The organism is Marinoscillum furvescens DSM 4134, from assembly GCF_003386095.1.
Lineage (GTDB): Bacteria > Bacteroidota > Bacteroidia > Cytophagales > Cyclobacteriaceae > Marinoscillum > Marinoscillum furvescens.
Map to the genome: position 1 here is coordinate 109,506 of NZ_QREG01000005.1, position 24,115 is coordinate 133,620.

Genomic DNA, 24,115 nt, shown 5'->3' on the forward strand with positions numbered 1-24,115 from the left:
ATACTGGTGGCTAGAGCCTAAATATAAGTTGACGAGACCTGAATCATGTCAAACTCATACAAAAACTGGTCAAACTCAACATTTTTTCGTGGTGGGCTGGCACAGCATCTATATTTATCCAGTGAAACTATTACTTAGAATTATTCTATTCAGGTCATTCAATTTTTCGATTTTAATTTCTGCCTAATATGAGAGTTTCCCAACGACTATCAGAGCGCTTGCTCACTACGATGAAAACAATGAAGTATTATCTCTCCGCACTGCTGATCGGAGTAGCTACTGTCCTTTCCGCTCAAGAGCAATGGGTGCAGATAGGAACTGATTTTATAGGGGCTGACAATGAAGGGCTCGGCACCTCCATCAGTCTGTCTTCGGATGGGACGGTGATGGCTTTAGGGGCATCCAGTGCCAATTCCAGCATGGGTTTGGTACGCGTTTATCAGAAGTCTGGCTTGAGCTGGACGCAAGTAGGTTCGGACCTTATTGGTGACAACACCAGTGATTCTTTTGGCTTTTCGGTAAGCCTTAGCGCTGATGGTACGGTATTAGCCGTAGGTGCTAACACTAGTGATCTGCACTACGATGACTTTGCTCCATCTGGGTATGTCAAAGTTTTTGAACTCAGTGGAGGGGCCTGGGTGCAAAAAGGGAGTACACTCAATGCTAGTTCTAACAGTGAGAATTTTGGGAACTCAGTGAGCCTTTCAGCCGATGGACAAGTGATGGCAGTGGGTGCGCCGGGATATAATAGTACTGCAGGAGCTACCAGAGTTTACAAGTGGTCTGGCTCGGCATGGGTCCAGATAGGTACCGATATAGTAGCTTCTCAGTCAGAAACTTTAGGTACCACAGTAAGCCTGGAAGTATCAGCTACAGACAGTGTGCTCGTCGTGGGCTCACCAGCCTATGAGTCGGTGACAAGCTCTTTTGACAATGCTGGAAGAATTCAAATTTTTAGATATGCTGATGGAAGCTGGGGTGGAAGCTGGTCCGGTGCCCAAGAGATCATTGGTGCACCTCATGATGTTTTAGGTCAATCTGTAGCTGTAAGCGCCGACATGGAGCGGGTAGTTGCAGGAGCACCTCAGGATTTTTATGGATTTGATCCTTATTACGGGTACGTGAAAGTATATGAATACAATGCCGGTACCTGGCAGATGCTTGGAGACAGCATTCCTTCATTGACAGGTGAAGGCGCACTAATTGAGGCTGATGAGTTTGGTAAGGCCGTAGGAATATCCGCTGATGGGTCACGTGTAATCATAGGTGCACCTACCACTGTAACAGACATCTCCCCTAATGGGCGTGTAGAAATCCATGAATGGAATGGGGTAGATGCCTGGGTGAAAGTGTTGGATTCCATAGCGGGTCCTACGCCCACAGGTTTTGGTACTTCAGTGGCTATTGCTGGTGCGGGAGAAATCGTAGCAGCAGGCGCGCCTTCTTATGGATCCATGGCCACTGGGTTTGCTCAGGTGTATGAGCAAAAAGTGCCAGATGCTACTGCTCCGACAGTGAGTATTACATCTTCAGTGGCAGATACCACCAATGCAGGCACATTCCCCATGACCGTTACCTTTAGCGAAGACGTTACCGGGTTTGTACTGGATGATGTGACCGTGACCAATGGCACCAAAAGCAATTTTGCAGCCGTAAGTGGTTCTGAATACACCTTTGATGTGGTCCCTTCAGCTGAAGGGGATGTGACGACAGCAATAGCGGCTGCCGTAGCTCGAGACCTGAACGGGAACGCCAATGAAGCTTCTAATTCATTGATCATCAACTATGACATCACGGCACCCACTGTAGCTATAGAAAATGCACCCACAGCGATTAATGATGCGGCTTTCACCGTGACCTTTGCGTTTAGTGAAGTGGTATCTGTATTTGAGAGTGCAGATATTACACTTACAAATGCTACACTGGCAAACGTCCAGACCGTAAATGACAGTACGTTTACAGCAGACATCACCGCTGATGGTCAGGGAGACATCTCTATTGATGTAGCTGCTGGCGGGGTAACGGACGCTGCAGGTAATGCCAATACTGCTGCGACAACTGTTAGTGTGAGCTACGATGTGGCTGCTCCCACGCCAGGAATGGAGATACCCCAAAAGATTCCTGCTCGTGGTGTGGATGCAGTTATTGCGTTCACAGATGATGGTTTTAATAGTTCTGAAGAGGTGGTTGGGTTCGAGCTTTCAGACCTTACCCTGACCAATGCAACGGCAAGCGATTTGGCTCCTTTTGAAGGGATTCCCCACTCTTATTTGTTTAAGATCACGCCAACCGGCACAGAGGATATTACCTTAGAGGTTGCTGCTGGAGTAGTCACTGACCTTGCCGGAAATGCGAACCTCGGCACTGGAGTCATTACTTTGCTGTTTGATGATGAGACTCCACCGACAGTCACTGTGGACTCTATTTTCACGAATAATCAAAACCCTGCGCTGACAGGAACCATCGATGATCCGGAGGCTACCGTCAAAGTGATTGTGAATGAGCAAGTGTTGAGTGCTACCAATGGTGGCAATGGCTTCTGGTCTGTGGCGGCAGGTTCGCTTGCAGCAGATTTGGCCGAAGCAGAATACACGGTAAAAGCCTTTGCCACAGATGCAACGGAAAATAAAAGTGATACGGTTTCAGGGTTTTTAGATATAGACCTCACCGACCCGGATGTGTTTTTCGCTAATGGGCTATATTCGGAGCCTGTAGGCTTTGACCAACCCGTCAATGTGGAGCCTTTGATTGTTAAGGTCATTTTTGCAGATGGTTTTGAAGTGCTCGGGGGAATCTATCAGGAGATGGAGGGCTTTACCCGATCAGATATTACCATTACAGGGGACACAATCTCTACGGCTATGTCACCTGCACAAAACGAAGCATCTTACTTCCTAAGCATTGACCTGGACAATCCAGATGTCAACAAAGAAATAGTCATAGATATCCCTGCTGGAGTAGCCTTTGACCGGGCTGGCAATCCCAACAAGGCAGGAACCGTCACCATCACCTACGATGTGACGGGTCCTCAGATTACCGCTTTCGAGGCAACTGGAGCTACAAATGCCGCCACCATTCCTATGGTGATCACTTTTGATGAAAAGACCAGAGGTCTGGAGGCATCGGATTTTGCCGTGACCAATGCCACCATCGAAGCCTTGGCGACTGATTTTGATAGCCTCAGCTATACCTTCAATGTAGTGCCAGTAGCAGAAGGAACCGTCACCGTGCAGTTGCCAAAAGACAGTGTGGAAGACGTGCTGGGGAACCTAAATGCTGCTGCCTCTGACATCTTGAGCTTCATTTATGATGTCACTGCTCCGAGTGCGGAGGTTTCGTTTACAACAGACACGACGAATGTAAGCCCACTGGTAGCGACCATCACGTTCAGTGAAGCAATCGATTTGGTGGCTGACAGTTTGACCATTACAGGAGGAAGCGTGGCTAGCCTGACGTCTACGGACAACATCACTTATACGGCAGAAATCACACCTGAAGCTCCGGCAGATGCTGCCAACACGGGCTATGAAGTAAGTGTTGCCCTAGAAGCAGGAAAAGTAGCTGATGCAGGTGGAAACCTCAATACTGAAAGCGCTCAGGCAATCACTGTTTTTGATGATGTAGCACCAGTAGTTCGCTTTGTAGGCTTTACCAATCAGCCCATAGTATCGGCTTCAGGAGTATTCGGAGGGTTTATCAGATTTAGTGAATATAAAAATGTCACACTTGCTGAAGAGCATTTTACTGTAGTAGGCGGTACCTTTCAGTTTCAGGCTGAAGACTGGGACTCCGATGGACAAATGGATTATGGGTTAGAGGTTACTCCAAATGAAGGCGTGGAGCAGGTTGTGATCACGGTGGCAGCAGGTGTGGTCACTGATGCCGCAGGCAATACGAATGCGGCCAAGAACTTTACAGTGGCTATTGACAATGTAGCCCCTACAGTGGTGATCTCCTCTACGGCAAATGATCCTACCAATGCAAGTCCTATTCCACTCACGCTCACTTTCAGTGAAAAAGTGACAAAACGAGGAGGCTTTATATTATCAGCCCCGGGCTTTAATATGAATGAGCTAGCTACTGAAGACAGTATAGTATATACTGCAGACTTTACGCCGGTAGCCATCGATTCAGAGGTGACCCTTTCATTCGGTGTGGGGCAGGGCTTTTTTGCCGATCTTGCTGGCAATGAAAGCACCCTGTCGGAGACTTTCAAGCTGAAATATGACGGTAAGGCTCCTGTACTGACCATAGATGCGCCGGTGGCCGTGAATAGCACGGATCCATTCACCGTTTCCTTCTCGTTTGATGAGCCCGTGGCTTCCTTGGATGCGACGAATGTGACGATAGGAAATGGAACACTGGGAGCGATCACTGCAAGTGGCAACATGTATAGTGCGCAGGTAACACCAGCTTCAGCTGGAGATGTGAGCATTGCAGTGAAGGACTATACAGATCTTGCTGGAAATACGGTGGCAACAGCTACTACCAAAAATGTGAAATTCGATACCGAGCGTCCGACAATTACTTTACAGGATGCTCCTGCTGAAGTTTATGTACTTGATCCAGTAACAATCATGATAGTTACGAACGAGGACGTTACAGGTTTCGCATTGGAGGATATCCAGGTGACCAATGCCTCGAAAAGTGATTTTGTAAGCGAAAGTGCTACTACCTTTAGGGTAACTGTTACTCCTGCTCAATCTGGTATCGTCAGTTTAAGTATTAATGAAAATGCTTTCACTGATTTAGCCGGTAATGGCAATCAGGCGTTTTCTAAAAGTATTGATGCTGTTAGATTGTATAGTGGAGGCGAGGGAACAACTGCTAGTCCTTACCAAATAGCCAATAAGGCAGATTTTATATTGCTCACTAAGCGATCAAAAGATTGGGGTAAAGTTTTCGCTCAGACCGCTAACATAGATTTTAAAGGTGAGACATTTGTTCCCATAACCACATTCAGTGGTAGTTATAATGGAGGTGGATTTGAGCTGGCAAATTTTGTTGTGCGGGATGAGGGTACTGGCTTTGCTTTATCCAGATCCTTAATTGGAACAATTGAATCAGAAGCACAAGTTATTAACCTGACCATATCAAATAATTATTCCAACATAGAAGGAGAATTTGGAGTTTTAGCCAAAAGGTGTTTGGGCTTGGTTGAAGGAGTCAGTTTTAAAGGAAATATCAGAGTATCAGAAAGTAACCCCTTAAATGGGTTGGGAGCCTTGGTTTTAGAATTGGATGGAAGTGGTCTAATTAATCAATGTGACGTATATGCGGATATTTCGGTTTCGGGTAAGGATACTCATTGTGATGTCGGAGGAATCGTGAGTAGAATTTCAAGCACAAATGCAAAGGTTTATAACTCATCGACTGATGGTACAATTAATGTTTATACAAGTGATTCTGGTATAATTCATATAGGTGGAATTGCAAGTTCTAATAGCGGTGTAATCGAGGGCTCCTCGAGTTCTATGAACTTGTACGGAAGTTCAAGCAGAGAAGATGCCCACGTTGGAGGGATTGTTAGTATTAATCGAGAGACCGGAAAGGTTAAAACTGCGTTTACATCAGGTAGTATTAAGGCATTAGGGCAGTTAGGTGTAAACTTGGGATGGATAAGATATTACGAGAGTTACTCTGCTGGTTTAGTGTCCCTTAATCACGGCCTTATTGAAAACTCTTACTCATCTTCGCATGTCGAGGGTTCATATTCAGGAGGATTAATCTCCATCAACTATGCAAGTGGTAAAATAAAAAGTTCTTTTTCGATAGGCAGTATAGTAACTGCGACTGGCGGTCCATTGGTTGATAGCAATAAAGGCGAAATATTAGATTGCTATTCATGGAGTTCATTAACAGGCAATTTGGGTTCTGTAATGGTCGGAAATAGTACGGAAGGACTAATTAAAAATTGTTATTCTATAACTCGACCGCCAGAAATGAGTATCGGTGCAAAGCGTGGGTCATCCATCGGAAGTTTTATGCTATCGATAACTGGTGATGAAGAACCTCATAATGAAGCTGAACTTAAAACTCAAACCGAACTACGAACACACGAAACGTTCAAGGATGCAGGTTGGGACATATCCCAAGCAAGTGGCACCGTATGGAGGCATACGCCGTTGGCTTATCCGTACCACAATTGGACATTAGAGAAAGAAGGGAATATTACCCTTGCAGGTACTGTAGTGGTGAATGACCAGGGAACCCCTTTTACTGCTGGATCTGTGTCAATCAGCTCCATTGTTAACGGTCAACCTAAATCATTTACAGCCTCACTCAACTCACAAGGAGAGTTTTTTATCGAGGTGCCAGTTGGTTTGCATACGGTTTTCATAGTGTCTCAGGATGCTAACTATCAAACTACTTACTTCGGTAATACTGCAAATTTCCTACAATCGCTGGCAGTATCTTATGACTTTCCGAACATGCAGATTCAGATGGTGCCTAAAGGAGCCAGTCAAATGACCGGAAAAGGAAGCGTTTCGGGAAGAGTGGTAAGGTCAACAAGTGGTGGCGGTCGTATAGTGACCGGGAGGATTTTGGAAGGTGAAGGCATTCAAGATGTGGGGGTATCGCTGATCCGCACCTCTGATGAGCAGCTCATGACTACCGTCACTACAGATGCCAATGGAGACTTTGAAATTACAGGCATACCTGCTGGTGATTATCGCCTGGAATTGGCATTAACTGGAATCGAGGCGGATCTCGAAGGCTCCTCCTTCACCATGGATGAGGAAGGTACACCACTAGAAATCTCTGCTGCTGTGAGTGAGGAAGGTATCTCCTTCGTGGTAGAAGAAATACTGGGTGCAGCGGATGAGATTGCTTTGGAGGTCTATCCAAACCCTGCTACAACATTCGTTAAGGTAACGGTACAGGGAGCGGCTACTCTCAGACTGATGGATGTACGTGGTGTAGTAGTGCAGGAGCAAAACTTCACAGACCAGACCGAGCTAAATGTGGAAAGCCTCAAAGCCAATATCTACTTCATGGAGATTCGAAGTGGATCGGGCACAGCTATCCGCAAGCTCATCAAACAATAACTGAGGCGGCAAAACTGTATCTACAGTTTTGAGGGGCTGTCCGGGATGGGCAGCCTTTTTTTATGCTATAGACTTAGACCAATACCTTAGCAGCTGCGGATTACTAGTATGTTTGTGTTGATATTTCGGTTTAATCTAATATGGAGCAAAGGGCTTTCTTATGACCAAAAGACTGTTAGAAGTATGTATTGATTCGGTAGCATCGGCCGTGGCTGCAGAAAAAGGAAGAGCAGATCGTGTAGAGCTTTGCGCCAACCTGGTAGAAGGCGGCACCACTCCCAGCGCCGGCATGATCCAGGCGGTTCGCAGTGCTATTACGATTGACCTGCAGGTGATGATTCGGCCCAGAGGAGGTGACTTTCTTTATACCCCAGAGGAGCTAGACGTCATGAAGCGTGATATCCAGATGGCCAAAGATCTGGGAGCCGATGGGTTGGTTTTTGGCTGCCTGACCGCAGATGCTGAAGTAGACAAACTCGTGCTAGCTGATTTGATTGGTCAATCAAGGCCTCTAAACGTAACTTTTCACCGGGCGTTTGACATGGTACAAGATTGGAAAAAAGCCCTGGAAGACCTGATTGACCTGGGGGTAGATCGGGTGCTTACCTCTGGCCTGGCACCCGATGTGATAGAGGGGGCGGTAACGCTGGCCAACATCGTGAGCCATGCGCAGGGCCGAATAGCTATCCTGCCGGGAGGTGGTGTGCGTGATTACAATATCAGGGAGCTTCTGCAGCGTACGGGAGCAAGCGAAGCACATGTAAGTGGCAGAAAAATCGTAGACAGCCAAATGAAATACCGCAACGCCAATATCCATATGGGAGCTTTGCAAGATGCGGAATACTGCACGAAAGTGACAGATGAAAAAATGATTAGCACCTTCAGAAAGCTTTTGGATAGCTAAACCTTGCAAGTCTCCAGGAGGTGTAATTATCTATATACCGAGTGCAGGGTTTAGCTTGTCAGACGGCATCAAGCATCGACACTTTTATGGGCTATTTAGTGACCAAAATCGAGCGGCACGGATGCCGGGTGCGAGGTTGTTTTGGGTGATAATCGGTAAATCTGGCCATGATCTGTGTCAAACTCATACAAAAACTGGTCAAACTCAACATTTTTTAGTCTCGGCACCATTTCCCAACTATATTTCCTGAGTGTAATTCCACCTTGGAATAGTTCTATTATGATAATGATTAACTGTTTTAATCACTCAACCGCTCAATTATCCACTATGTTGGATATTTCCCTGCCGCTGCGATCAGCCGGCAGGGTGCTTTTCTTTTACAACCGCTAGACATATTACTGCCATGAAAAAATTTATCCTGACCTGTTTACTGATAGCCACTACCATTGGGTTGTCTGCTCAAAAATTTCACGAGACGTTCACCCGCAACGATATGAGAGGATGGTATATCCAGAACAATACCTATCCCCCTGCCGCTTATAACAACCACTGGGCCACTTCCGGGCTCGCGGAAGGGTATATTGGACCAGAAAGCGATAGTGATATCCCTGGAGAGTTGGCTCAATTTTTTGCTTACAATCTTCTCATGCGATTTCTGCCCTTTTCGGAATACCTGATGGGGTATTTTCAATGGGACTATAACTATGCGTCTGTTGGCTATACGGAAGCTGACAGGGACGGTGCGCAAATCAGTAAATGGTTGGTGTCACCAGTGATAAAGGATGTCAAACATGGTGATGTTCTAAAATTTCGAACGAAGGCACTCAGTGTGAGTATGAAAAATCGTATCGCAGACCTTGCAGACTTCAACCTACAAGGTGTAACCAGCTGCAATCGTCCCAACAGACTAGAGATTAGACTAGCCATAGCCGATGACGATGGGCCAACCTTGGGCAGAGCCGTGGATGCTACTGGTGATTTTGGGATTCTACTGAAGGTAATCAATGATGGCTTGACGGTAGATGGTTATCCTACCAACTGGACTAATATCGAAGTTCCCATTGTGGGGCTGCCTAAAGGCCAGCTGCACAACGTTCATATTGCCTTCTGGTATCGATACGACAATGGAGGCTATGCAAACTGTCGTGTGAGGAAGAAATTGCCTCCACTGGAAGAGGCACTGGCAATGGCGGCACTGGAAAAAGCCAAGGATATAGCGATTGATGGATTGGAGAGCCAGATGAAAAAAGCTCCTATCGGCAAAATTTACCAGGCTGCTACACTGGGGCTTGATGCCTATGAGGTTGCTACACAAAATCAGGTTGGTTGGAATGGGTCTTTTATAGGTATAGATGATGTCCAAGTGGTATCCGGTTCAAATATTTACATAATTGAGGATGGGTATCTATTTGGAGGTCCCAATTATGTGCATTATCCTGGAGATGGAATGGGCCGAACGGCGAAGTTTGGATTTCAGGGCAGCATGGAGTGTCCCTCAGATTTGCCTTATCCCAAATCGAAACTGCTTGAAGTAATTAACGAAAGCAATGAGTCTATTGAACTTCACCCAGAACTGCAGCGAATTCATGTTTCAGACGACTCATACCCTGATAAAGATCTCATAATGACCGTGGGGGATCGTGACAATGACAACATCCTGCTTCCGGGAGAGGCAATGTCCGTCAGGCTTACTCCTAATGATTCTGCTATGTCTTTGGGCACGTATAGAGGAGTCGTGGCATTCCGTAAATATCCTATAAATGGTTCTCCTGTATGGGATCGAGTTTATATTGAATACACAAGGGATAAACCCAAGCCTGTTAAGTTGAAATACAAAAATTGGCCTCAGTCTTTTCAGTTGAATGAAAACGGCTTTTTAGATGTAGACCTCAAAGAAGTATTTGATGCTGGCTCTGAAAATTATTGTGGTGGACCAGAAGGGCTCAGTTTTAGCCTGTCCCGGCCAAATCGCAGAGAAGGTCACTCTAGTGGGAGATTCATCTGCGCTGACGTGGGAGAATACATGTGGAACTTTCGGGTCTACGATCAGGAAACGAATAGTTATGACCAAGGGGAGGTCAAAATCAAAATCTCGATACCTACCCCTGAAATAGCCGAAGGACATGAGCAGACTTACTACCTCAAGCCCCATGAACGGGCAGTCCCCCTGGAGGAGCTGACCAAACCAGGGATTACCGGAACTTGCAACCCGGAGGTGGTTTTATCTTCGTATAAGACGCCCTACGGAAAGGTGTTTGACTTTACCAATGGAGTCGGCGGTGTAGGTACTTACGAGCTGGAGTGGACATCTGCTGGCTTGGCTGACATTCCGGCTCATGGGAAATCTACCTTGCATGTAATAGATACTATAAAACCAGAACTTGACCCTGACTGGGTATTTCGAGGAAATCCTATTCTGATCCCTTTCACTTTCAAGGTTCCGGGAGCTGAAGGTTCTTTCATAAAAACCCATATCGAGGGCTCTGACCATTTATTAGCCAAAGGAAAGGATAACGTCAAAATCAGTCATTATGAATACTCCACTCCTTTTTATCAGAATGGAGCTTGGGTGAGAAAAATACCTTTTGATTGTGCTGATGCTGGACAGGAGCACCCGGTCACTGTGCGGATATACGATATCTCAGGAAATTACACGGATTTCGAACGGACCATAAAATTTGCTTCTCCTGACGAGCCAGTAGCACGAGACATACGTGTGGATTTGGATCCGAAAAAAGGAGTGGCGTATGTGACTCCAGAGGATTTATTGGAGAATGGTGCAGACGGCATTTGTAGCATAAGCAATGCCTATGTGACCAAATACGCATTTTCTTGTGAGGATGTAAATCAAACCATAGCAGATACGGTGTATTACACGCTTGATGGAGCTGAACGCTTTGCAGTAGGCACGGTTACGGTCAATGAATATTCACAACCGGCTGTATGCGAGGATACCGTTTATTTATCTGTACCAGCAGACGCGCTTGATTTCAAATATCAGGTAGACCCAGTATTGTCCTCAGTCTGTAGCGACCAACTCACCTGGTCTTTCAAGTCCGCAGGTTCTTCAGCATACAATGACAATGCGGTATCTGGCGGGTCAATACTTAGAGATTTTGCGCCTGGTATCAGCCAAATCAACCGAACTACAGAGTACCTGGGGCAGACCTACACTTGTGAGCAGGTATTGGTAGTGGTAGATACTATTCCTCCGGTATTGATATCCACACCTTCAGACGTGCAGTTGGCTTTACCATCACTGAATGGTGCGTGTACCAGGGATTTTGAGATCACCAATCCATTCAAAAACGGAACCCACACTACTTGGACATACGAGCTTACAGGTGCCACAGAGCGCACTGTTACGCTGCAGGGGCGCCCGGCTTTTGATGCCAATGTGTGGAATGAGACCGAATTCTTCAATCCCGGCATCACCAATGTGAGAATCTGGTCTGTTGACAAATCAGGCAACACCAATGAGGTGTCTTATAAGGTGGATCTTTATGTACAAAGCTCCCCGGCTCCTTCAGTGGTGGCAGAAGAGCTAAACGTAAGTGTGATCGAAGGAAACTTTGATGGAGAAGTGCTGGAGTTTCCAATTGAAAGTCCTGTGAGTGTTGTTTGTGATCAGGTTGATTACATGTGGTACTACGAAGTACGTGATGCCTATCAGGGTACTATTCTTTATGAGCAAGACTCTATTTCTCAAAACTCAGGAGCTAATATCCCATTGAAGGTAGGTCCTGCCACCAATCAAACCTATTTCAGAACGGTGCATTTGGGCTACCATGAAAAAGACTATGGAACCAAGACCTACACCTACCATCATACGGTACAGGTAAGAGACTCTGTGACAAAAATAGCGTGTCCTAAAAGTGTGGTTGTGGAAAACACCGATGACATAAACTATACCTACCAATACACCCTGGCTCCGAAGAAAGCTTTGGCAGCCGGTGGGTATTGGGGATATGTTGTGAAAGGCGCCACGTTTTTATCATCGGAAGCTTCTCAGTCGGTCACCTATAATTCTAACCAGACCATTGCGCTTGGAGAGGTGGCACTGGAGGGTTACCCGAGCTTAGCATATGATGACTCAGTCACGCTTAATCTCAATAACGGCGTGAATTACATCACCTTGACCTATGTGGAGACCAGTGGCAATATGTCAGAATGTGTCTTTGTGGTAGAAGTACAGGATGCCACCACTCCGGTGATGACTTGTCCTCCGGCAGATACACTGCATCGCTCGGATGTAGCTTCATGTCTGGTAGATGTAGCAGGTGCGTGCACTACTGTTACTGGTTTTACCGGTCCATTCGGCGTATCTAAGCTTAATGTAAAAGGCATAAATGATAAAATTAGATTGCGAAAAGAGCTCGCTCCAGACTCTATCACTTTTGTCTCCATAAGCAGGGGTATTTCCTTCAATGATATGTACGTGGAGATTCCTATCAATTGCGACGGTACGGTATCATTCGATTGGCAATACCAAAGCCAAAGTGGAGAGTATTTCAGGCCTTTTATCATCAAAAACGATTACGATAGGTTCAAGTACTCTCAGAACACACCCGCAGGGTTTGATGTAGCGAGTAAGGCGATTCAAACTGGAAGCTTTTCGCAAACGGTAGTTGAGGGGGACCGAATTTTCATCGGGCTGACAGAAGGTGGTGTGGCCGAAGGCTATTTTACGATAAAGAATTTCTCAGCACCAAATGCAGACCTCAGTGCAGTAATAGAGCAGCCTGTATTCACCGAGAACCCTTCTTTGTACTTTAGTACCAATGCATTCACTTCGTATCCGGTGGGCACCCATGAGGTGATGTACACACTGAAAAACCTCAACAACGGGAATGAGGTGTCCTGTACGCAGCAGCTCGTGGTGATCGATGACTTTGAAACCGAGCTAGCATGTATGGACACCACGTTGGCGCTCAACGCCTATGGCAAAGCCCAGCTGATTGCTGATGACATCATCAACTCATGCTTCTCTGTTTCGAACATTACGTTGAGTCAAACTGAATTTGATTGTTCGGACCTGGGCGTGAACCAGGTGACGATTTCAAGTGTCAATTCAGCGGGTGATACGATTTCCTGTACGGCAAATATTACCATCATTGATCAAATAGCTCCCAGACTGTTAAATCAGGTCGTTTACATCGACTTACCTGCTTCGAATACGGTAACCCTGTCAGATTCAGTGCTGACAAGCTATTTTGTGGATAACTGTAAAGTTCAGTCTGTTACTGCTTCACAAACTACATTCGATTGCGAAGATGTAGGCACCAGAGAACTCTCCCTCACCGCTTCGGATACCTCAGGAAACGAAATCAGTGTGAAGGTGCTGGCCAAGATTAAGTCATCGGCACTGAAGTTTAACGACTTAAATGAAACGTTTGAGGTGTGTGCCGGTGAGCCACTACAGCTTACTTCTCCATTCAGCGACCCGGATAATCCGGTCGATTTTATCTGGCAGATGAAAGATGTCAATGACTCCATTGGTATCTGGGATTACTACAGCTGTACTTCCGGTGTAGAGATGATCAAAGGTTCGTATGGGCATAGACTCTTTCTGGTAAAGACTGGCGATCTCGAAGGACTTTACACCGTCTACAAAAAATCTGGCACTTCAGATTTGTTTTTTGCAAAGCTCAATACCATCACCGACAAATGGGAACCCGCACTGAAGCGCCTGTCTGTTACTCCAAATGCATGGTCTCCGCGAGATCAGTTATATCAATTGGATGCCTATCCTGATGGTGATTTATACATTGTTTTTTCTACAGGAGACCAGCTCAAAGCCTACAAATGGGCCAAACATACAAATGACTGGCATGTGCCTACAGCAGAATATGATCCATTCCAATCCCATGGAGACAATTACTTCAACTCCATTTCTTTGAATGATGGATTCTTGTTTGGTGCAAGGTATGATGGTGGAATCTATGCAGCACGTCAAGGATTAAATGTCAACTTCCTATTTGAAGCTGAAGAGAGAATTCATAAAGCTACCAATGGAAATGATCTGACCATCAAGAGTAGTAAAAACTTACTGATCATCCGGCATGAATCACAGAACCAGCTGAGGTGGGTAAACCATGATAGTGAGGGGTACATCACTTCGGTAGATACGCTAAATACTGATCCTACATCCAACAGTTCCACTTTTATGCTGGCATCCTGGAATGGAGACATTTATGTGGCTTTCAAAGCGGCTTCTGGAAATATGAAGGTTTCCAAATACCTTGGAAATGATTCCTGGTCAGACGTGAGCTCAGGTCTGGGTACAGAAGCAATCAATGTGTTGGACATCAAATCAGTAGGAAGTAAGCTTTACGCTGTGGCGTCTTCAAATACTGAAATGAAAGTTTACAGTTTCAATGGATCGGTATGGGAAGATGAAGGTACATTAGCCAATACGTTTGCTGTTTCTTTGTACTCACTTTCAGGTGAGTTGGTAATCAAAAACGGTAATGACAGACTGTTTAGAAAAACCAACTGGAAGAATATTCAGGGGGCTGCTAATGCGGCTACTTATACCCCGGATACCAGTGTGCCTTCCGAAAAGATCTACCGAAGTGTGGGCATAGAGCAAGGATGCGATTTTATTGCTTCAGGTACGAAGACCGTGACTGTCCACGAAGTACCTAAAGTGAGCACTGTTGATCAGGCCAAAAATGGCGCAGGAACTTTAACACTACAGGCAGAAACGACAGCAGGTCAGGTATACTGGTTAAACTCACTTGACAGCACATTTTTAGGGCTAGGAGCTCAGTTTGAGCTGGAATATGCAGCTCGAGATGACTATTATTTCACCTATGCTGAAAACGAGGGATGTTTCTCAGATACGTTGATTTCCCACGTTTTTGTCAATGATGAAGATTTCTACAATTATACGGTAAGCTATCCGGATACGGTCTGTTACATGGACCAGGCATTAATTTCAATCGATTCGGCTCTTTATGGAGTGAAACATCGACTTTTTGAAAAAGGTGAAGATGGTCATTTTGCTCCCTCAAGCAGGTACTCGAATTTTTACGCGGGAACAGACTTTTACATGTATCCAACTGAGACCAAAACCTACAAGATTAAGGTTGTGGATGAAGTATTGGATGCGGCAAATTTTGCAATTGGAGGTCATGATACCAGAGAACACCTGAGCTACGACACAGTTCAACTGAATTATACAGATGAATTTACTGTAGAAGCCTGGGTACGCGGTAGTTATAGTTTTAATCCTTCTAGTACACTGGGTATGCAGTACAACAATGCTACCGGAGGATACGAGCCAGCTAATGAGCGGAATTTTGAGTGGAACAATGGCTACTTCCTGGTGGCTAATGGAGACACAGCCCGCCAGCTTACCTTCCCTGCATTCCCTACCACGCACTCTCCATGGGTACACGTGGCGGCTACAGCCAGTCCACAAGGGCTTAAGATTTACTACAATGGTGTCCTTGCTGCCTCTTTGGATTCTGCTGTCACCGGAAACATCAACAATGAAAGATCTAGCCTCCGGGTTGGGTTGACACGTACGTTGAGTGAGGTGTCTGGCTTTGCTGGCCTGGACGAATTTAGAATCTGGGATCACGAGCGCTCTGCCACAGAAATTGATTCGTTACATGATCAGTGTTTGACAGGCGATGAGCAAGGGCTTCTGGTTTATACCAATTTTGAGGAGATGGATTTGCAAACACGCGAATTTACTTCCCAACGTGGACCAAATGCTATCATCAAAAACCAGGCTGCGAACATCAAACCTCAGCTATTAAGGACTGGCTATTGTGTGGAGCGGGACTCTACCATAAACTTCCTGGAGCCTTTTACTATTCATGTAAGAGAGGACATGCCATACATCGTCAGTATGGATGAGGAATGGCCTACCAGTTCTGGTGGAGGTGAAGAAGAAGGTGGATTTTTCCCTGGTGAAGGAGGATTTGGTGAACCAGGTGGAGGTGGATCTCCGCAAGTTTCATGCATTGGCGATACAGTTACCCTAAATGCTGAGGTTTCATATGGTACGGTCTATTGGTATGCTTCGGAAATGGATGGAGACACCATCGGTTCAGGAAGTCCTTTTACCATCTTCCTGCCAAACGATACTGTGCTCTATGCAGGAGTCGGTGGTAGCTGTGACCGATATCCGGTAGAAATTGACGTCAATGGAGCACCTAAAATCTTGTCTGCATCTGCGGATACTACATGTGCAGGAGGTGACGCGAGCTATAGCGATATCAACTTTAATATCGACCTTAACCCTGAAGCGGATGACTATTATTTGTACGAGACACCTACTGGAGGTGAGCCTATAAATCGATACGGTGGATTGTCTGATTTTGCATTTACAGGTACCGATACACTCTATGCTTCGGCGTACAGCAGCAATTGCGAATCGGAAGAACGTGTGCAAATCATAATTCCAGCCATTGTTCCTAAGGTAGTATCCATTACGCCGGACACCACAGTCTGCGGTCCACAGAACGTTCGCTTGACTGGCAAATTCATCGGCAATGACATTCTCTGGATGAATTCAACCACTTACAGTACCATATCTCGCGATACAGTCGCGTACACTGGAGAGCTTGAAGTGGGTACACACCAATTTGAAGTACGAGCGGCTATTGAGGGTGAAGGTGAAGGGTGCTCCTCTGCACGCGAGTATGTCACTGTCACGGTAGAAGCCGCACCATCCCGATATGATACTGTGGTGACCTGTGGTTCATATACCTGGATCGATGGCATGACTTATACGGAAAGTGATCCAGCCATTCTGTTTAATAAGGAAAGTGGAGTGTACTGTGATAGTGCCATTTACCTAAACCTCACAATCATTGATGTGGCAGACTCAGACATCTCTGTAAGTACCACCAACACTTGCCCTGGTGAGGAGATTACCTTCAGTTTAGCTACTACCGAATCTGGAGTGGATTACCGATTGGTAAACAATGAAGACTCGGTCTTCGCCGGGCCTACCAGTGGTACTGGATCTGAGCTGACGATGACCACAGGCGGATTAGCACATACCGAGGTGTTTAGAATAATAGGTAATAAGTCCCAGACTGTAGGCAGTGCGTCCAACACCTGCGATGTGCAGGTGGGGGATGCCATAACTGTCAACATTGGCCAAACGACCTCATCACGTACGGTGGCACGTTGTGGAGATTACCTTTGGAATGGAAACACCTATTTTGAGACCGGGACCTATTACGATACACTGACCTCCAGTTTGGGCTGTGATTCAGTAGCCAGGCTCAACCTGACCATCTTCCCAGAGCCGGAGCATACTCATGTGGTAGAAGCATGTGACAGCTATACCTGGAAAGGTACGACCTACACAGCATCTACCAATACACCAACCTGGACTGGAAAGACATTGTACGGTTGTGACTCGCTGGTGACTTTGGATCTTACCATCCACCACAGTGTGACGTATGATACAGCCATCACAGCATGTGATGCTTATGAATGGAATGCGTCCAGCTACACATCTAGTGGATCGTATATGCAGACACTTTCTTCAGCTGCGGGTTGTGACTCTACGGTCACCGTGCAGTTGACGATACTGGAGTCTTCTGTAAGCGATACCACCGCTGTGGCTTGTAAGTCTTTTGACTGGTATGGAAATACCTATTCCGCCTCAGGAGAATACAATCGTATCATCACCAATAGTGCGGGTTGTGATTCTACCATCACGCTACACCTCACCATCAATGAGGCTACATTTGGAGATACTACGGCGGTAGCATGTAGCAGCTTCGACTGGTACGGTACGGAATACACCGCAAGTGGAGATTATGAGCATTTGCTCACCAATTCGGCAGGCTGTGACTCTACCGTCACGCTTCACCTGACGATCAACGAGCCTACTTCGTCAGATACCACAGCGGTTTCGTGTGGTCCGTTTACCTGGTATGGATCTACCTATGAGACGAGTGGAGACTATCAGCGTGTGATTGAAAACACAGCGGGATGTGATTCCACCATCAATCTTCACCTGACAGTCAATCCGGAGAGCGATCCGGAGTACAGCTCGTTTGATGTAGAAACGTGTCATAGTTATACGTTCGATGGCACGGAATTTACCACTAGCGGAAGCTATCAGGTTACTTACCAAAATACCATGGGATGCGACAGCATTGTGACGCTCAACCTTACTTTGCTGGAAGGCAAATGTTACAAAAATGGTGAATGGGTCAATGGTGCTCCTGGCACTACCGATGATGTGGTGATTGCAGGAAGCTATGAAGTGACTACCGAGCTTCGCGTGAAAGACTTGAAAATAGCCGATGGAGGCGTGATTACGGTGCCAGAAAATGGCGTACTGGAAATCGCGGGTAACATCAGCAACAATGGCTCTATCACGCTTCAGTCAGGGTCAGATTTCCTTAGCTATGAAGGACAAACCTACACGGGTAATGACATTACCTTCCAGCGAAATATGCGTCACGAAACGGCCGCTTATTCGATGATGGGTAGCCCGGTACAGCAGTCAGCGGATATCAAAGGGTCCATTGCAGGCATCACCTGGGGGTACAAAGAAGTGAACCCATATGAGGCTGGCAATACCGAAGGGCTCAAGCGCTGGATCAACTATGCGGATAAAGAACTCGTGCCAGGACATGGGTATGCATCGGCTAATACACAGCAGCTGGTATTCGAAGGGAATCCAAATGTGGGTACCATCACGGTGGAAAACCTGACCTACACACCGGAGGCTGCAGATAGCACCAATGCGGGCTGGCATTTATTGGCCAACCCATATGGTACGTCCATAGATGTGGATGCATTCTTAACCGCCAACCAGACAGTCATCGAGGGCCACATTAGCCTTTGGGACGACCCAAATACCGGAGAGCGTGGAAGCAACTCTGACTACATGACCATGAACGCTGTAGGTGAGATTTCAAACAATCCACGTGGCAATCGTTTCAATGGGCACGTATTGACTGGGCAAGGCTTCTTTGCGAAGCGTTTGGCGAATGCCACTACACCTGCCAATGTGGTCTTTACTGAAGCCATGCGAAATACCGGATACAATCAGGACGCTTCCTATTTCAGACAGGACAAAAAGCAAATGGCTAAAGTCTGGGTAGGGATGACGGATGGAGCAGGTCGCTACAGCGAAACACTCATTGGTTTCCCTGAAGACGCCACCTTGGGTCGGGATCATTTCTATGACGCACCTAAGATCATGACGGCAACAGGGCATCAGTTCTATTCTGTACTTGAGAAGGTGCCGTACGCCATTCAGGGAGTTCCCCTGGCCGACGAGGTGATCATTCCGGTGGGGTATAAGCGCGATGGTAGTGGCTATGTGACCCTGGAGCTGAAAGCCGAATCGCAGGTGCCAGACGGGTATGAAGTGATACTGGTAGATAAGGCTAAAAATACGGAATATCCGATCCAGAGTCAGTCAGTATATGTGTACCTCGATGACAATGCCAATGATCGTAGGTTTAGCCTGGCATTACGCAAACTGGATGTGTTGCACACAGCTACCCTACTCAACAAAGTAGTGGTCAGCCGCGAGGCATCGGACATCCGGGTATCATCTCGTAAATACATTACTTCCATCACGCTGATCGATCTGATGGGTAAATCTACGGAGATGAATCACATCGATCATACGGAGTATTCGTTTGCTGCGCCGAAAGTGGAAGGGGTCTACCTCGTTCATATTCAGCTAGTGGATGGCTCTACGCATACCCGCAAACTAATCATTGACTAAACGCCTAGAAAGATGAAGACAATAGTAAAACCAACAGGAATACTGATAATGCTGATGGTGCTATGTACCCTGCCGCTGATGGCGCAGGGTGCACCACCTAAAACTCCGATAGATGGTGGGCTGAGCTTGCTGCTAGCAGCTGGAGGAGCCTATGGCATACGGAAGGTGCTAAAAAGCAGAAATTAAAAACAGGTGTAAAAGCAAAACCCACGACCATCGGTCGTGGGTTTTTTGTTTTCGTATTGTTGGCAAGACTATTTTAATCGCTCAGCCAGGTCTCGCCAATCGTAAATTTCAAAGGTTTTATTATCAGACATGGCCACAAAAAGTCCTTTTGGGAAGTCCGGGTTTAAGCTATCTGCCACCACTTCTGATCCGTCACTAGACTGTGCTGTGACAGGCAATATTGCCACCTCAGTATGCAAATGGGGGTTTTCTGTAGTTCCTGAGCGGCTGTATACTCTAAACTGATGAGCTCCCTGGTCCGAAACCAATAGATAACCAGTATCAGGCCCTGTTTTGTATATGGAAATACCTTCCCGGTCATCTGCAAAACCTTCCGTACCAAAAACACTCAACTCTTCATTACCACGCTCAGGGTCTGCATAGTATTTTCGCACACCAAAGTGCTCGTCAGAATAGTATATATAACCTAAGGCTGCGTCCACAGCAATAGCTTCAATTTCTTTGGTTCCACTGTAGGCACCAAACTTTCGTACTAGCTCATGACGAACTTTTCCACTATCTGCTATGAGCTGGTATTGGTAGAGGTAAGGTTCACCTTCAGGTGCTGCTTTGCGGCTGGCAATAGCAAAAAGCTCTTCAGTCTGAGGGTTTTTATATAGAGCCACACCCATTACCTGATTGTATTCAGGGGTGTCTTCAAACACCGACAGTCCTCCTCCATCTATAGGAGTGAGTTCAGGAAGTTTAAATACTCTGATACCCCCTGCTCCGCGTTCGGAGCACACTGCCACGTCTATTCTATTTGTTGAGTCCAATTGGAACCCATACGCAATGTCTACATTATTCGGTCTTTTGAGTGGAAAGGCTTTCCATTCGGGGTTCATTTTTCCCTTCAGGTCAAAAGCGTAAAGTCCACCTTCCGTTTCGTGCTTATCAGTACCCAGAATGAGGCTCTGAGAGGGGTCCGTCGGGTGTACCCAAATGGCTGGGTCGTCACTATCGTGTAGTACCTGATCAGTGATGTATTGAGGCTTGATTTCATCTTGCTTATGAGCAGGAGCTGAGCAGGATAAAGTTGCTAAAGCTAGCGCAAAAATTGGATATATTTTCATGTGTTCAAAGTTGTGAAACGAACGGTTGGTCTCCCAGGTTTGATCATTGAGGTTGGTGTTTCCGCTTCGGCGGTCCGATCAATATTTGGGTTGAGCAACATGCTCATTTCATGTGTGATTGCAATGTGATTTATAACAGGCGCAGTACCTGATAGAATAAAAAAATGGAGGCATGGCCGCTACCGTGCCCCAATTGATTAATTGAACAAATCAAATTTTAAACCAGCATTGAAGCGCATATTGTAGTACTCCAGCTGCATGGTACGATCTCTGGATCCCTGGTAATACCGTAGAGGCTGGTTTGTCAGGTTGTTCGCCTCTGCAAACACTCTCCAGTTTTTGGTGAACGCATAGGAAGCGTTTACATCCAGAAACATTTGCTTGTCGTAATACCTGTCACTAAAGGCTTCACCACCCACTTCGTCTACATAGTCACCCGAGTAGTTGAGTGACGCTCGCACGATCAGGTTTTTGTTTTCAAACGACAATGAAGTATTAAATAGGTGTTTTGCAGTGCCTGGAAGGCCCAAATCATCACGAAGTTCACCGTCTTCATTGGCCACTCCATCCGCAGTGGAGGAGGTATAGGTATAGTTGATGTATACGCCGAGACCTTTGAGTGCGCCTGGTAAAAAGTCTAACTGTCGCTGAACAGATGCTTCCACTCCGTGGATGGTGCCGGTACCACCATTTTTAGGTTGATATACCTCAAAACCATCATTGTTTTCAGAATAGGAGGTGTAGATGAATCCATCAACTTGCTTGTGAAAATATCCTGCAGAGATGAGGCCTACACTTTTGTAGTAGTTTTCCACCATCAGGTCAAAGTTCATAGACGTGGTGGGCTGTAGCTCCGGGTTGCCCAGGAAAAGCTCTTCGTCCTCCACCCTGTTGTCTACATAAGGTACCAGGTCAAAGTAGTTAGGCCTTGCCAGAGAGTTGGTCCAGGCAGCACGCACGATTAGGTTTTCGTTGGCGTCATATTTGAAATGTACCCCTGGCAGTAGATTTACATAGCTATCCGAATTGGAAATAGACTGCACAAAATCTTCTTCGTTTTCTACTTCGTTGCCCGTGTATTTGAGCGAGGTAGCTTCCAGACGTACACCTGCGGTAGCTGTTAGAGAAGGGCTGAGGGCATATTCACTCATTACATAGCCAGCTATGATGGACTCCTGAGCGGTGTAGTTTTCAGCCAGGTATTCATCGGGTTTATCTTCTTCTTCAAATCTGGCAGTGTTGGTTAGATCCAGTCCACCCAGCCATTTGTTCGAGGCGTATGAACCAGCCGCATAATCACCTGGCAAGAAATTATCATCTGTTTTTTGGAGTAATGGCACGCTGTTCAGCGTTTCAAATTCATCATTGAAAAAGCTGTATTCATAAAACTGGTTGTCGCGCTCCTTTTCTTTATGACGCAGGCGTGTTCCAACTTTGATATATCCTTTTTTAGGAATAGGTATCTTCAGATCTATACGTCCATTAATGTCGGTTTCCTGAGTAAACTGATGTTCTTCGGTTAGTTCATCGAGTTCAAACAACTCCAAGCTTTGGATCTGTGGGTCATTGCCGCTCAGGGCCGATCCGCTGGCTGGTGCAACAGTGAATTTTGGTTTACGAGGATTTGACAGGTCTTGATAGAAAAGCATTCCCTGAGGTTCATCTTCACCATCCACTTCTATTTCGGGCTCTGCTACAAATACAGCATATCGTTCATTTGGGCGCTTTTCTGATGCCTGAGACCATGCTCCCATCCAGGTAAGCGAGGCGTTACCGAGCAGGTGATTTCCACCCACAGAAAATGTGCGCACACGCTGATCTTCCAGTCTTCGATTGTCGATGCGGTTACTGCCCAGGCCACCTTTCGTTTCGCGCTCGAGTGTTGGCACAAAGGATACACCATTAGCATCGGGCTCTTCTATGTCGGCGAGTACAAGTACATAGCGGTTTTCCCAGTCGTCCCGCCAGTTGTACATACTATTGAAAAATACGCTGTGGCGATCATTGAGTTTGTAATCCAGGTTGATAGACGCACTGCGACGGGTACGCTGTACTTCATAAGTACGAATTTGAAACTCTTCTATGTAGGCGTCTACCTCATCACCTTCCGTCCATTCAGCCTCTATATTGTCAGAGCCAAATTTGTGGTCGTTATAAGATACGTTCACAACAGCCCCGAGTCTGTCGTTAAAGAAACGATTGCCGTAGATCAGCCCTCCTGTCCAGATTGGCTTTTCAGATAGTGCATTGTAACCACTGGCCAACGTAGCGGAAATTCGCTCACCAGACGGGTTAGATCGGGTAACCAGATTTACAGAACCGCCGATAGCGTCTGCATCCATATCTGGAGTGATAGCTTTGTTGACCTCTATAGTCTGAATCATATCTGCAGGTATGAGGTCCATCTGAATGTTGCGGTTGTCACCCTCGGCAGAAGGTATCCTGTTTCCATTGATCATTACAGAGTTGAGCTGTGGTGCCAGGCCTCTGATGACGATGTTTCGTGCTTCTCCCTGATCTCCTTGCATGGTGATGCCGGGTATTCGTTTCATGGCGTCACCGATGTTAGCATCTGGAAACCTCCCGATTTGATCAGCCGCGACTACATTGGTAATGTTTTGGTTGGTGCGTTGTTGATTGAGTGCTTTGGCCTGGCCTTTTAGTCTGTCTCCCAAGACCAATACGCCTTCTTCCAGTACCACTCCTGGCTGCATGGTCAGCTCTACAGAAGTTATTTCCTGATTTAAAGTAACAGGTCGAGTCACAGGGCCATAGCCGATAAACGATACTTTGAGCTGATGGGTACCTTCTGGTACATTGCTGAGTAAGTAGTACCCGTCTGCGTCCGAAACGGTTCCCGTGTTTTCCAGATCTGCTAACTGGATGGTAGCACCGGGAAGACCCAGTCCGTTTTCATCCAATACTCTTCCTTTCAGGGTATTTTGTGCCTTTGCCACAAATACCAATGATGAGAGAATCAATGTAAGAAGTAATAGTTTTTTCATAAGAAGTGATCAATTGGTTTGTTTGATGACCCAAGGTTAGTGGTGGCATGTTAAGTGGGTGTGAAATGACCCTCAGCAAAACGTCAACATGTTGTGGTTTATAGATCAACAAAAAAGCAACAAGAGATTGTAAG

General features: G+C 46.2%; 6 protein-coding genes. 4 read left to right on the forward strand and 2 right to left on the reverse strand.

Going from position 1 to position 24,115, the window contains the following annotated elements; genetic code table 11:
* Positions 1-188 precede the first annotated feature (188 nt).
* The 4 genes from C7460_RS07430 to C7460_RS23685 all read left to right on the forward strand — a co-directional run bounded on the left by C7460_RS07430 (position 189) and on the right by C7460_RS23685 (position 19,864).
* Positions 189-7,049, forward strand: a complete 6,861-nt coding sequence (locus C7460_RS07430; RefSeq protein ID WP_115867466.1) for an Ig-like domain-containing protein — start codon at positions 189-191, stop codon at positions 7,047-7,049.
* A gap of 160 nt (positions 7,050-7,209) precedes the next feature.
* On the forward strand, positions 7,210-7,953 hold the full coding sequence (locus tag C7460_RS07435) for a copper homeostasis protein CutC (RefSeq protein ID WP_115867467.1): 744 nt from the start codon (positions 7,210-7,212) through the stop codon (positions 7,951-7,953).
* Between the two features lie 403 nt (positions 7,954-8,356).
* On the forward strand, positions 8,357-19,678 hold the full coding sequence (locus tag C7460_RS07440) for a LamG domain-containing protein (protein ID WP_115867468.1): 11,322 nt from the start codon (positions 8,357-8,359) through the stop codon (positions 19,676-19,678).
* Between the two features lie 12 nt (positions 19,679-19,690).
* Positions 19,691-19,864 carry a PID-CTERM protein-sorting domain-containing protein gene (locus tag C7460_RS23685; RefSeq protein ID WP_170147925.1) on the forward strand — a complete coding sequence of 58 codons (174 nt, stop codon included), beginning with the start codon at positions 19,691-19,693 and terminating at the stop codon, positions 19,862-19,864.
* A gap of 68 nt (positions 19,865-19,932) precedes the next feature.
* Here the strand turns inward: C7460_RS23685 and C7460_RS07445 are convergent, their stop codons facing one another.
* Together C7460_RS07445 and C7460_RS07450 are read right to left on the reverse strand one after the other, a co-directional pair.
* On the reverse strand, positions 19,933-20,976 hold the full coding sequence (locus C7460_RS07445; protein ID WP_115867469.1) for a phytase: 1,044 nt from the start codon (positions 20,974-20,976) through the stop codon (positions 19,933-19,935).
* Positions 20,977-21,173: 197 nt separating this feature from the next.
* A complete protein-coding gene (locus C7460_RS07450; RefSeq protein WP_115867470.1) occupies positions 21,174-23,981 on the reverse strand; it encodes a TonB-dependent receptor in 2,808 nt (935 codons plus the stop codon).
* Between the last annotated feature and the right edge of the window lie 134 nt (positions 23,982-24,115).